11 protein-coding genes and 1 tRNA gene are annotated in these 12955 nt (G+C 67.5%); 10 read left to right on the top strand and 2 right to left on the bottom strand.

The genetic code is table 11. The annotated features are described in order from the left end of the window. Nucleotides 1-51 precede the first annotated feature (51 nt). Nucleotides 52-1584, top strand: coding sequence for a lysine--tRNA ligase (gene lysS / locus ACIQTX_RS17360; RefSeq protein ID WP_402974475.1), 1533 nt, complete (start codon nt 52-54; stop codon nt 1582-1584). 34 nt (nt 1585-1618) lie between these two features. Here lysS and ACIQTX_RS17355 read toward each other — a convergent pair whose 3' ends face one another. Continuing rightward, the gene (locus ACIQTX_RS17355) at nt 1619-2737 is read right to left on the bottom strand and encodes a DUF4192 family protein (protein ID WP_402974472.1); all 1119 of its coding nucleotides are present in this window, start codon (nt 2735-2737) and stop codon (nt 1619-1621) included. A 112-nt stretch (nt 2738-2849) separates the two neighbouring features. Here ACIQTX_RS17355 and ACIQTX_RS17350 point away from each other — a divergent pair, with 112 nt between their 5' ends. The 3 genes from ACIQTX_RS17350 to ACIQTX_RS17340 all read left to right on the top strand — a co-directional run bounded on the left by ACIQTX_RS17350 (nt 2850) and on the right by ACIQTX_RS17340 (nt 5343). Further along, a complete protein-coding gene (locus ACIQTX_RS17350) occupies nt 2850-3023 on the top strand; it encodes a hypothetical protein (RefSeq protein WP_021198192.1) in 174 nt (57 codons plus the stop codon). An 86-nt stretch (nt 3024-3109) separates the two neighbouring features. Continuing rightward, nucleotides 3110-4570 carry a cardiolipin synthase gene (gene cls / locus ACIQTX_RS17345; protein ID WP_402974469.1) on the top strand — a complete coding sequence of 487 codons (1461 nt, stop codon included), beginning with the start codon at nt 3110-3112 and terminating at the stop codon, nt 4568-4570. Between the two features lie 47 nt (nt 4571-4617). After that, nucleotides 4618-5343 (top strand): hypothetical protein, encoded by a 726-nt coding sequence (locus ACIQTX_RS17340; protein ID WP_402974466.1) that lies wholly within the window; start codon nt 4618-4620, stop codon nt 5341-5343. Nucleotides 5344-5361: 18 nt separating this feature from the next. Here the strand turns inward: ACIQTX_RS17340 and ACIQTX_RS17335 are convergent, their stop codons facing one another. Then, entirely contained in the window at nt 5362-6360 is a 999-nt protein-coding gene (locus ACIQTX_RS17335; protein ID WP_105526385.1) for a diacylglycerol kinase family protein, read from the bottom strand. Between the two features lie 106 nt (nt 6361-6466). Here ACIQTX_RS17335 and serS point away from each other — a divergent pair, with 106 nt between their 5' ends. From serS to ACIQTX_RS17305, 6 genes are all read left to right on the top strand, one after another. Next, nucleotides 6467-7783: a serine--tRNA ligase gene (gene serS / locus ACIQTX_RS17330; protein WP_402974463.1), complete on the top strand. Its 1317-nt coding sequence runs from the start codon at nt 6467-6469 to the stop codon at nt 7781-7783. After that, nucleotides 7780-8601 (top strand): HAD family hydrolase, encoded by an 822-nt coding sequence (locus tag ACIQTX_RS17325; RefSeq protein ID WP_402974461.1) that lies wholly within the window; start codon nt 7780-7782, stop codon nt 8599-8601. Before serS ends, ACIQTX_RS17325 begins: the two co-directional genes overlap by 4 nt. 42 nt (nt 8602-8643) lie before the next feature. Further along, nucleotides 8644-8728 (top strand) — tRNA-Ser (locus ACIQTX_RS17320). 50 nt (nt 8729-8778) lie between these two features. After that, nucleotides 8779-10020 carry an LCP family protein gene (locus tag ACIQTX_RS17315; RefSeq protein ID WP_402974458.1) on the top strand — a complete coding sequence of 414 codons (1242 nt, stop codon included), beginning with the start codon at nt 8779-8781 and terminating at the stop codon, nt 10018-10020. 63 nt (nt 10021-10083) lie between these two features. Beyond that, nucleotides 10084-11088 carry a LacI family DNA-binding transcriptional regulator gene (locus tag ACIQTX_RS17310; protein WP_028502055.1) on the top strand — a complete coding sequence of 335 codons (1005 nt, stop codon included), beginning with the start codon at nt 10084-10086 and terminating at the stop codon, nt 11086-11088. A gap of 187 nt (nt 11089-11275) precedes the next feature. Continuing rightward, entirely contained in the window at nt 11276-12919 is a 1644-nt protein-coding gene (locus tag ACIQTX_RS17305; protein WP_402975577.1) for a glycoside hydrolase family 13 protein, read from the top strand. Nucleotides 12920-12955: the final 36 nt, after the last annotated feature.

Genomic DNA, 12955 nt, shown 5'->3' with positions numbered 1-12955 from the left:
GGCGCCGCGCCGCCTCGGTAAACTGGGAGGGACTTCCAAGGAGCCCCGCACATGACTGACGCGTCCGCCGCGCCCGAATCGGCCTCGACCGACCCTTCCATCGAAGAGGACGTCCACGAGCAGAAGGCCGTGCGACTCGCCAAGCGCGAGCGTCTGATCGAGAAGCGGACGGACGCCGGTGGCGGGGCCTTCCCCGTCGCGGTGCCCGTCACGCACACCATCCCCGCACTTCGCGCCGAGTACGGTGAGCTCGAGTCGGGTGCTGAGACCGGTGTCGTCGTCGGGGTCGCCGGTCGTGTGGTCTTCAGCCGCAACACCGGCAAGCTCTGCTTCGCCACCCTGCAGGCGGGTGACGGCTCGCGCATCCAGGCGATGATCTCGCTGGCGAACGTCGGTGAGGAGTCGTTGGCACGCTGGAAGGAGTACATCGACCTGGGAGACCACGTCTTCGTGCACGGAGAAGTCATCTCGAGCCGCCGCGGTGAGCTGTCGATCATGGCCGATGACTGGGCGATCGCTTCGAAGGCGATCCTGCCGCTCCCCAACGCGTACTCCGAGCTCAGCGAGGAGGGGCGCGTGCGCAGCCGCTACCTCGACCTGATCGTGCGGGAGCAGGCGCGCACCACGGTCCGCGCTCGTGCCGCGGTGAACGCGAGCCTGCGCTCGACCTTCACGAGCCACGAGTACCTCGAGGTGGAGACCCCGATGCTGCAGGTGCAGCACGGTGGGGCCTCTGCTCGCCCGTTCGTCACCCACTCGAATGCGTTCGACACCGAGCTGTACCTGCGCATCGCGCCGGAGCTCTACCTCAAGCGCGCGGTCGTCGGCGGTATCGAGCGGGTCTACGAGATCAACCGGAACTTCCGCAACGAGGGGGCGGATTCCACTCACAGCCCCGAGTTCGCGATGCTGGAGGCCTACCAGGCCTACGGCGACTACAACCAGATGGCCGCGCTCACCCAGGAGCTCGTGCAGAAGGCAGCGATCGCGGTCGCAGGCTCCACGACCGTGACCTGGGCTGACGGGACCGACTACGACCTCGGTGGCGAGTGGGACCGTATCTCGATGTACGAGTCGCTCTCGGCCGCTTCCGGTCGCACCGTCACTCCGCAGGATGCCGTCGAAGACCTCATCGCCTTCGCCGAGGCGAACGACGTCGATCTCCCGCCGCAGGCCACTCACGGCAAGCTCGTCGAGGAGCTGTGGGAGCACTTCGTGAAGGGCGATCTGGTTCGTCCGACCTTCGTGATGGACTTCCCGGTGGACACGTCGCCGCTGGTCCGCGAGCACCGCTCGATTCCCGGTGTGGTGGAGAAGTGGGACCTGTACATCCGCGGCTTCGAGCTGGCGACCGGATACTCCGAGCTCGTCGACCCCGTGATCCAGCGTGAGCGCTTCGTCGAGCAGGCGAAGCTCGCGGCTCGCGGCGACGTCGAGGCGATGCCGGTGGACGAGGAGTTCCTGCGGGCGCTCGAGCACGGAATGCCGCCCTCCGGCGGGATGGGTATGGGGATCGACCGTCTGCTGATGGCGATCACCGGTCTGGGCATCCGCGAGACCATCCTCTTCCCGCTCGTCAAGTAGTCCGACGGGCCAAGTGGTCCACCGCGCCCGGCGGTCACTCCGCCGGGCCTCGTCGGAACGCCCACTCCGGCAGCATCGCCGCGCCGATCATCGTCTCCAGGAGCACGGCGAGGGAGTAGCGAGGGTCGATCTCGCGCACCATCTCCAGGTACCGACCGGCATGGCTGGCGCGTCCCAGCGCCCAGGACAGCCACGCCGCAGCGGTGAGCGGTGCACATCGCACGGATCGCGGAGCCCGAGCTGCCGCCTCTCGGACGACGGAGAGGGCGCTCCGCAGCCGGTCGGTGTCGGGTGTCGGGCCCCGGCCGAGGAACACCTGCCCCACGTCTTCGGGGACCATCACGCCGGACTTCGCGAACTTTGTCTGGGCATCGAGCGTGCGGATGCCGCCGGCGAGGTCGGTCGCCCACTGAGCGATCGCGACGTCGCGCAGCAAAGATCGTTCCAAGCACCACAGCAATGCTGCTGTCGCGAACGGGGGAAGCTCGTCGGGTGCCGCCAGCACTGATTCGAAGAAGGCCGGAACGTCTTCGAGCAGAACGACGGCGGCGATCAGCTGCGGGTTCTCCCCACCGGTCAGCCGCCCTCGTCCTGTCGCATCGAGCAGAGCGGTGAGCTCGATCGACGCGCGCCCGACTCGCTCCTTCTCCGCGAGATCGACCATGGGGAGCTCAGCCCCTGTCGACTGGTCTCCGGAGACATCGCCCACAGCTGGCAGATCAGGCGGGCTGCAGATCTCCGCGAGGGAGCCGAGCTCCGGCTCCTCCTCGATGTAGCTGGACCATCCGGACGGCGTCACGCAGAGAGCATCGACCACGCGGAGCCCGGCATCTTCGGCACAGCCCAGCAGTTCGTCGACGGCGACCGCGTGCGGGAGGACGAGGCCGTCGCGCGTGAGGTGCGACTCGTCGTCGGTGTACACGACCACGGCGACGGCGTCCGTTCCGGCAACGCGCGCGACAAGGCCGACCGCCGCATCGGCATACACCTCGAGGTCGGTGTCGTCGTGGGGGAGATCAAGGCGCATCGCCCCGTCGGTGCGACTGCCGCGGAACGGGAGGAGCACGATGCTCCGACGAGGTGTGAAGCCCGCGAGAGAGGGGACGATGCTGAGGAAGGCGGCGGAATCGGTGGCTCGGAGAACTGTTGTCATCCCGAGAGTGTGGTCGAACGCGCGGCCCGCCGAGCGTGAAAAGCGGTTCTGTGGACGCAGATCCCGGTGCGCGCGGAATGTGCACGAAGAGTGGCTCGCGTACCATGGGAGCATGGACAACTTCTGGCTCGCCGCCGCGTGGTCGCTTCTGCCGACCGTCGGGGTGAGCATCGTGTTCTTCCTCGTGGTCCGTGGCATCCTCCGCTTCGACCGGACAGAGCGCAAGGTGCACGCGCAGATCGAGGCCGAGGAGCGCGCCGCGCGGGGCCTCCCGCCGCGCGCCTGAGCGCACCCCATCCGCTACTGTGAAGCCAGCGCGCCGGCTCCGGTGCGCGGCAGATGTGATGGTCACTGCGGTGGCGAGGGGGCACGATGACTGCGGAGACCTGGGGATGGTGGATCGCCGCATTCCTCGTGGCGCTCGACCTCGTCATCCGTGTGACGGCGATCATCGTCATCCCCCGCAACCGTCGCCCCACGGCCGCGATGGCATGGCTCCTCGCCGTCTTCTTCATCCCGTACGTCGGTGTCTTCCTGTTCCTCGTGATCGGCAACCCGCGGCTTCCCCGTGTGCGCCGGCGCAAGCAGGACCAGATCAACGAGTACATCGCCGAGACCAGCGAGCATCTGCACTTCGGCACGTTGCGGCCGAACGCTCCGGCGTGGTTCGGCCCGATCGTGCAGATGAACCAGAGGCTCGGCGCCCTGCCGCTCTCGGGTGACAACGGCGCGCATCTCATCTCCGACTACCAGGAGTCGCTCGATGCGATGGCCGAGGCCATCCGTTCAGCGCAGAAGTATGTGCACGTCGAGTTCTACATCCTCCAGTCGGACACGGCCACCGACAACTTCTTCCGGGCGCTCGAAGAGGTCGCCGCGCGTGGCATCGAGGTCAGGGTGCTCCTGGACCACTGGGCCAACCGCGGCAAGCCTCGCTACAAGCAGACCCTCGCGAGGCTCAATGCGATGAGCGCGGACTGGCACCTCATGCTCCCGGTGCAGCCCCTCAAGGGCAAGATGCAGCGACCCGATCTGCGCAATCATCGCAAGCTCCTCGTCGTCGACGGCAGCATCGCCTTCGTCGGGTCGCAGAACGTCACCGACTCGACCTACAACCTGCCGAAGAACATCAAGCGCGGTCTGCACTGGGTAGACCTCATGGTCCGCATCGACGGACCTGTCGTGCTGAGCGTCAACGCGATCTTCGTCGCCGACTGGTACAGCGAGACCGACACCGTTCTGGAGGGCATCGACATCGCTCATGCCGAGATCGGCTCCGGCGACCTCGACTGCCAGGTCGTGCCGTCGGGGCCCGGGTTCGAAGTCGAGAACAACCTCCGCCTCTTCCTCGCACTGCTCTATGCGGCGAAGAAGAAGATCATGATCGTCAGCCCCTACTTCGTCCCGGACGAGGCGCTGCTGCTCGCGGTCACCGCTGCCGTCGATCGCGGCGTGCACGTCGAGCTCTTCGTGTCGGAAGAGGGCGATCAGGCGATGGTCTACCACGCCCAGCGAAGCTACTACGAGGTGCTCCTCAAAGCGGGTGTCCGCATCTGGATGTATCGCAAGCCGTACATCCTGCACACCAAGACGCTGACCATCGACGACGAGGTCGCCGTGATCGGATCCAGCAACATGGACATGCGCTCGTTCGGTCTGAACCTCGAGGTCTCGATGCTGGTGCGCGGCGAGGAATTCGTCGCCGAGATGCGCGAGGTCGAGGACAAGTACCGCTCCCTCAGCCGTGAGCTGACGCTGGAGGAGTGGATGCAGCAGCCGTTGCGTTCGACCGTGCTCGACAACCTGGCCCGTCTGACCTCCGCGCTGCAGTAGCCGCTGCGGGCTATCCCGGGGATCGTCGTGCGCACTACCCTGTGAGCATGACTTCCGTGCTTCGCCCTCTCGTGTCCGTCGTCGGCCTCGTCGCCGCCGCACTCCTCGTCGCAGGATGCACCACGGGTCCGGGGTCGGAGACGCCGACCAGCTCGCCGGCGCCGAGCGCGGGCAACGTCGATGACCAGAACGACGTGGAAGGGGCGCTGCTCGACGACGGTCGGATGTTCGCCGTCATCACCTGGGGCTCGTCGTCGTGTGTGCCGCAGGTCGATCAGGTCTCGGCGAAGGGGCAGACGGTCACCGTGTCGCTCGTCGATCCCGACGGCGCCGACAAGGTCTGCACGGCCGATTTCTCGCCACGGGCGAGCGTCGGCGCTCTTCCGGAGGGTGTGGATCCCACCGCTGACATCACGCTGAACGTCACCTACGGCGACATCGCCGACGACGTCGACCTGGACGGTGACCCCGCAGCCACCGGCACGCCGGGAACCTCGACCGAGTACCTCCCCTCCGCCGGCTGGTTCGACGACGGCGGTCTCGTACTGCTCACCTGGGGATCCTCCTCCTGCCCGCCGGTCGTCGAGTCGCTCGAGGGCTCGGGCAACGCCGGAACGGCGACCTTCGTCACCGACGCGAACCAGGTCTGCACGATGGACATGGCGCCGCGCGCGACGATGCTCGACTTCGGCGACGACACCGTCGAAGACGATGGCATCTTCACCCTGACCCTGGTCGGCGGAGGCCTCGACGGCACGGTCGAGGTTCGCTAGCCCGTCGCCGCTCGGCGGTCAGAGCAGGTGCACGGGGTGGCCGGTAGGTAGCGCCAGGAGCAGCGCTCCCGGATCAGCCCAACAGGTGAGGCGCACGGCCTCACCGAACTCGTCGCCGTCGAGCTCGATCGGAACAGGGTCGGGCGCGGCGGCCTCCGCTGCAGCGCCGTGGAAGAAGTGCACCGAGGCGTTCTTGCCGCGACGTTCGAGCACACGGCGTCCGGCTCGGAAGCGGCGCAGCACGGAATTGTCCCACCAGATCTTCCGCCACACCCCGAACCAACCGAACATGCCGGTGGGCTGGATGACGGCGACGTCGAGGGCGGCATCGGTGATGGACGCGTCGGGGATCAGCGAGATGCCGGCGGGCAGGGTGCCGCAGTTCGCGAAGAGGAGGCTGTACGCGCGGTGCGAATGCAGCCGCCCGTCGTCGATCTGGTAGACGGCACGGAACGGCTTCGCCCGCGGCAGCGAGCGGGCGGCGCCGTCGACGTACGCGATCCATCCCACGGACTTCTTCAGATCAGAGCGGGTGTTCGCGATCATGTCGGCATCGAGCCCCATGCCGGCGAGCACCACGAAGGCGTGCTCGGCCTCGTCGCCGTTCTGGCGCGTCAGACGGGCGCGGCCGATATCGATCGGATGCCGGAAGTCGCCGAGGGCGGCCCGGATCATCTCCGACGGGTCGCCGAGGGGGAGTCCGAGGTTGCGTGCGAGCAGGTTGCCGGTGCCGCTGGGCAGGATCGCCAACGGCACTCCGGTGTTCGCGATCGCCTCCGAGACCGCTCGGACGGTTCCGTCGCCGCCGGCGACCAGCACCACGTCCACGCCACGGGCGAGCGCCTGAGCCGTGGCCTGCTGCCCGGCATCCTCGATTGTCGTCGGGTAGAAGGCCGGATGCTCCCACCCGGATTCGCGCGAGAGATCGCGCACGGTGGCACGCAGATGCTTGCCGTCGACCTTCGTCGGGTTGTAGACGAGCGCCGCCTGTCGCAGGACGGAGGCGCTGGTGGTCATGGCGCTACTCTATTCCTCGATGCGCCCGGGATCGGCGACCTGGAGCGGGTCGCTCCGGGCGGGTGCGACATCCGGCGCCGTGGGGCGTTCCCCGTAGACTTGGTGAATGATCGACCTCGCATTCCTCCGCGACAATCCGGAGATCGTCCGCCGTTCGCAGGCTGCTCGTGGAAACGACCAGAGCACCGTCGACGTCGCAGTCGAGGCAGATCGATCGCGCAGGGCCGCGCTCTCCGCTTTCGAGGAGCTGCGCGCCGAGCAGAATGCCTTCGGCAAGCAGGTCGCGAAGGCGCCCAAAGACGAGAAGGCCGCGCTCGTCGCGCAGGCGAAGGATCTCGCCGAGCGCGTCAAGCAGGCGCAGCACGCCGCGAACGAGGCTGCGGAGATGGCAGCCTCTGCCCTCGCGCGGATCGAGAACATCGTGATCGACGGCGTCCCGGCCGGCGGCGAGGCGGACTTCGTCGAGCTGCGCCGCGTCGGCGACGTTCCCGCCTTCGAGTTCGAGCCGAAGGATCACCTCGAACTCGGCGAGCTCCTCGGGGCGATCGACATGGAGCGCGGCGCCAAGGTCTCGGGTGCACGCTTCTACTTCCTCCGGGGGATCGGTGCCCGCCTCGAGATCGCGCTGATGAACCTCGCGCTCGACAAGGCGCTGCAGAACGGCTTCGTGCCGCTGATCACCCCGACCCTCGTGCGTCCCGAGATCATGCAGGGCACCGGCTTCCTCGGCGAGCACGCCGATGAGGTCTACCACCTCGACAAGGACGACGATCTCTACCTCGTCGGCACCAGCGAGGTCGCGCTCGCCGGGTACCACAAAGACGAGATCGTCGACCTCGCAGACGGCGCCCTCCGTTACGCGGGCTGGTCGACCTGCTACCGCCGCGAAGCCGGATCGCACGGCAAGGACACCCGCGGCATCATCCGGGTGCACCAGTTCAACAAGCTCGAGATGTTCGTCTACACGACGGCGGAGGAGGCCGAGGCAGAGCACCTGCGCCTCGTCGCGCTGCAGGAGGAGATGCTCACCTCGCTCGGCCTCGCCTACCGCGTGATCGATGTCGCGGCGGGGGATCTCGGCTCGAGCGCCGCCCGCAAGTACGACATCGAGGCCTGGGTGCCCACCCAGGGCGCATTCCGCGAGCTCACCTCGACCTCGAACTGCACGACATATCAAGCACGCCGTCTCGATGTGCGGTACCGCCCGGTGGTCGACACGGCCGATGCCACGGCGCAGGTGATGGCGAAGACGCAGCATGTCGCCACGTTGAACGGCACGCTCGCCACCACGCGCTGGATCGTCGCCCTTCTCGAGACTCACCAGCAGGCCGACGGCTCCGTGCGCGTTCCCGAGGTGCTGCGCCCCTATCTCGGCGGCCTCGAAGTGATCGAACCACTGGCCCAGGGGCGGGCCATCCGATGACGGGGCCCTGGCTGGTCGGCCTCGACGTCGACGGGACGATCCTGCTGCAGGACGAGACCATGAGTCCCGGCGTGCCCGACTCCATCGCCCGGGTGCGCGATGCCGGGCATGTGGTCACCATCGCGACCGGCCGCAGCTGGATGGCCACTCGACGCTACGTCGAGGAGCTCGGCCTGACTGCCGACTACGTGGTGTGCTCCAACGGTGCCGTGACGATGCGTCGTTCGGGCGATGACTGGGAGCGCTGGAACGTCGAGACGTTCGATCCGACTCCCGTTCTCGCTCTGCTGCGCGACCGGCTGCCGGACGCCAGGTACATGGTCGAGCTTGCCTCGGGACAGCGGCTGTTCACCGAGCAGCTCGACGACTGGACGCTCGACGGGGGCCGGCAGGTCGACTTCGCAGAGCTCGGCGAGCTGCCCGTCTCGCGCATCGTGGTCGTATCTCCCGGCCACGACGAAGACGACTTCCACCGCCTGGTGGCGGATGCCGGCCTCAACGAGGTCTCTTACGCGATCGGCTGGACGGCTTGGTTGGACATCGCCCCGCAGGGTGTCGACAAGGGCACGGCGCTCGAACAGGTGCGCACCGAGTTGGGGCTCGATGAAGGTCGCATCCTCGTCGCAGGGGACGGACGCAACGACATCGGCATGTTCGGCTGGGCGCGAGCGCTCGGTGGGCGGGCCGTGGCGATGGGGCAGGCCCCTGACGTGGTCAAGGATGCCGCCGGAGAGGTCACGGCCGACGTCGCCGATGGGGGCCTCGCGCGGGCGCTCGACACGCTACCAGCCCCCGCCCAGGTCAGCGCAGGAGAATAGAACTCGGCTAGACTCACGCCTGGTCGACAGAAGCGTCTGTCGGGAGGGTTGTCCGAGCGGCCGATGGAGCTGGTCTTGAAAACCAGTGGGCAGAGATGTCTCGTGGGTTCGAATCCCACACCCTCCGCATTTTGAGCACGGTGTCCAGACACCAGCGCTGAATCCGAAAGGACCCGAGTGAGCCAGAACACCCGACGCCGTCACACGATCGCGCGCCACGGTCAGCTGGGCACTCCTGGCACGGTCGGCCAGCTGCTGAAGTTCATCGCCATCGGCCTCGCGGTCGTGCTCGTGAGCGGCCTCGGTGTCGGTGCCTACGTGTTCTACGACCTCTCGAGCACCGTGTCTGCGAACGCCGTCGAGATCGAGGGCCAGGACCCCATCCCGCCGGACATCGGCGAGTACGAGGGCGGCTTCAACATGGTGCTCACCGGCGTCGATACCTGTGAAGAGAAGTACAAGGATCTGTTCGGTGAACGATGCTCCGGCGCGGATGCCGGGGGAACGCTCAACGACGTGAACCTGCTGGTCCACGTCTCGCAGGAACCGCGCCGCATCACGGTCGTCAGCTTCCCGCGTGACCTCATGGTCCCGATCCCGTCCTGCACGGACAAGAACGGCAACGCCACCTCCGCGATGAGCAAGCAGCCGCTCAACACGGCCTACACCGACGGCGGCCTGAACTGCGTCGTGAAGACCATCTCCGAACTCACCGACCAGGAGATCCAGTTCGCGGCCGGCGTCACCTTCGGCGGCGTGATCGAGATCACCAACGCGATCGGCGGCGTCGACGTCTGCCTCGCCAATCCGATCAGGGACCGTTACACGGGTCTCGACATGCCCGCGGGCACGCACACGGTCGAGGGGCTCCAGGCGCTCCAGTTCCTGCGCACGCGACACGGAGTCGGCGACGGCAGCGACCTCGGCCGCATCGGAAACCAGCAGCAGTACATGTCGAGCCTCGCCCGCAAGATGATCAGCGGCGAGGTGCTCGGCAACGTTCCCGTGATGCTGAAGCTCGCGAACACCGCCATCCAGAACCTCGAGCCGAGCGAGTCGCTCACGAACCCGATGACGCTCGTCCAGATCGCTCTCGCGGTCAAGTCGGTGCCGTTCGAGGACATCGTCTTCGTGCAGTACCCGAACGGGGCGGACTCCGCCGACCCGAACAAGGTCGTTCCCAACTACACCGCCGCCTCGGCGCTGTGGGATGCGCTCGAGGCCAATGCGCAGCTGCAGATCACGCATGAGAACAACAAGAACGACGGTGTCGTCGTGCAGGAGCCGACGGCGCCCGTCGAGGATCCGGCAGCGACTCCGGATCCCGCAGCGACTCCGGACAACGTGGTGGCTCTCCCTGACTCGATCAAGGGCAACTCCGCCGCTCAGCAGACCTGCTCCAACGGCAACGTCCGCTGAGCCCCTCGCAGGAGCGCGCAAACTGCTTGCGTGCTCTTGCAAGAACTTGCGTACACTGACTCCATGTCGAAACGACTGGCAGAGGTGGCCCGCAAGGTCGGTGTGAGTGAGGCGACGGTCAGTCGTGTCCTCAATGAGAAGCCCGGTGTCTCCGTCGCGACGCGGCAGGCGGTCCTCACCGCACTCGACGTGCTCGGCTACGAGCGTCCGACCAAGCTGCGGGGTGAGCGCGCCCGCCTCGTCGGACTCGTGCTCCCGGAGCTGCAGAACCCGATCTTCCCCGCGTTCGCCGAGATCGTCGGCGGTGCGCTCACCCAGAACGGGTATACGCCGCTGCTGTGCACCCAGAACGCAGGGGGAGTGACGGAGTCGGACTACGTCGACCTGCTCCTCGCTCAGCAGGTGTCCGGCGTCATCTTCCTCGGCGGGAACTACACGCAGGCCGATGCCGCGCATCAGCACTATGAGCGGCTGCGCCAGGTGAACCTGCCGACCGTGCTCGTCAACGCCCGCGTGCCGGAGCTCCATTTCGCGACGGTATCGACAGACGACGCCGCCGCCGCGGAGCAGGCGGTGCTGCACGTGCACCAGCTGGGGCATCGCCGGATCGGTCTGCTGCTCGGCCCGGAGGATCACGTTCCCTCGCGCCGCAAACTCGAATCGGCTCGCCGTCTGCTCGCGTCGCTCGGCGCGCCGTTGTCCGACGACCTCGTGGTGCGTGGCATGTACTCGCTCGAGTCGGGGCAGGCGGGGGCCTCGCGCCTCTTCGCGGCCGGGGCGACGGCGATCGTGTGCGCCAGTGATCCGATGGCCCTCGGCGCCGTGCGTGCGGCTCGCCGGGCCGGTCTGTCGGTGCCGGGAGATGTGAGCATCGTCGGGTTCGACGACTCGGCGCTGATGAGCTGCACCGAGCCGCCCTTGACGACGGTCCGGCAGCCGATCGAGTCGATGGGGCGAGCTGTGATAGCTCTGCTGCTCGCGCAGATCGCCGGCACCTCTCAGCCGAGCGATGAGCTGCTGTTCGAGCCTGAATTGGTGCTGCGGGCCTCCACGGGGCCGCTGAGCTGATCCCATGACGCACCGGCCCGGTGGTCGGCCTTTTGCATGCCCGCAAATGATCGCAAAATTCCAACATCTTGTTTAGTTCTTGCGTGATGTGTGTGGAAAAGCTACATTCGACTCATCGCCATCGACGACGAGGAGTTCCGTGGACACTGAAGTTCTGCGAAGCGCGGCACCCGCCCGTGCCCTGACCATGCCTGCGGGCGAGGGGTGGTGGCGCACGGCCGTCATCTACCAGGTGTACGTGCGCAGCTTCGCGGATGGCGACGGCGACGGCACCGGCGACCTCGCGGGTGTCCGTTCACGGCTCCCGTATCTGAAGAGCCTCGGCGTCGATGCGCTCTGGTTCACGCCCTGGTATCAGAGCCCGCTCGCCGATGGCGGTTACGACGTGCAGGACTACCGGCAGATCGACCCGAGGTTCGGCACGCTCGAGGAGGCAGAGCAGCTGATCGTCGAAGCCCTCGAACTCGGCATCCGCACCATCGTCGACATCGTCCCCAACCACATCTCGGATCAGCACGAATGGTTCCAGCAGGCGCTCGCAGCAGGCCCCGGCAGTGCTGAACGCGAGCGCTTCTGGTTCCACCCCGGCCGTGGTGAGCACGGCGACGGCATCCCGACGAACTGGGTGTCGAGTTTCCAGGGCGAGACGTGGTCACGCACACAGAACCCGGACGGCACCGACGGCGAGTGGTATCTGCATCTGTTCACCCCCGAACAGCCGGACCTGAACTGGAACCACCCCGACGTTCGTCGCGAGCACGAAGACGTCCTCCGCTTCTGGTTCGACCGCGGGGTCGCGGGCGTGCGCATCGACTCCGCGGCGCTTCCGGTCAAGGACCAGGCGCTACCCGACCTCCCGCCCGGCTCTGCTCCGACCGCCGGGCATCCCCATATCGACCGCGACGAGCTGCACGACATCTACCGCGGCTGGCGGGCCGTCGCAGACGAGTACGACGGCGAGCGGGTGCTCGTCGGTGAGGTGTGGCTCGACGACGCCGAGCGCTTCGCCCGCTACCTGCGCCCTGGCGAGATGCACACCGCGTTCAACTTCGGGTTCATGACACAGCCGTGGAGTGCGCGCGCGATGCGCGAATCCATCACCCGCACGCTCGCGGAACACGAGCCCGTCGGAGCTCCCGCGACGTGGGTGCTCTCGAATCACGACATCACCAGACCCGTCACGCGATACGGACAGGCCGACTCCTCGTTCGCGTTCGAGCGAAAGCGGTTCGGCACCCCTACCGATGCGGCGCGAGGAGCGCAGCGAGCCCGAGCCGCGGCACTGCTCGTGGCCGCGCTGCCGGGAAGTCTCTACATCTATCAGGGCGATGAGCTCGGGCTTCCCGAGGTGGAGCTGCCCCTCGATGCGATCGAGGACCCCATGCACTTCCGCTCCGGCGGGGTCGATCCGGGGAGGGACGGATGCCGGGTGCCCCTGCCCTGGGCCGGCGCATCCACCCCTTACGGCTTCGGAGGCGACCCGTGGCTTCCGCAGCCGGAGGGGTGGGCCGGGCTCACGGTGGAAGCGCAGGATGCGGACCCCGATTCGACCCTGAACCTCTACCGCGCAGCGATCGCGCTTCGCCGCAGTGTCGACGATCTCGCCGGCAGCCACCTCGAGTGGCTGGAGCTCGGCGCCGATGTGCTCGCCTTCCGTCGGGGCGACGGCACCCTCAGCATCACCAACCTCGGAGCCGTGCCGGTGCCGTTGCCGGCACACCACGAGGTGCTTCTCGCCAGCGCTCCTCTGGACGCACTGCTGCCCCCGGACTCCACAGCCTGGCTCTCGCTCCGAGCCGTTCCCGAGCGCTCTTCGCGAGCGCCGAAGTAACCCTGCACCACCCGATCAGCACCACATGGAAGGACA

The sequence above is a fragment of the Microbacterium sp. NPDC090281 genome, from assembly GCF_044769635.1.
In the GTDB taxonomy this organism is placed as follows: Bacteria; Actinomycetota; Actinomycetes; order Actinomycetales; family Microbacteriaceae; genus Microbacterium.
The sequence above is the reverse complement of the archived record's forward strand: the minus strand, read 5'-3'. Positions and strand labels throughout refer to the sequence as shown.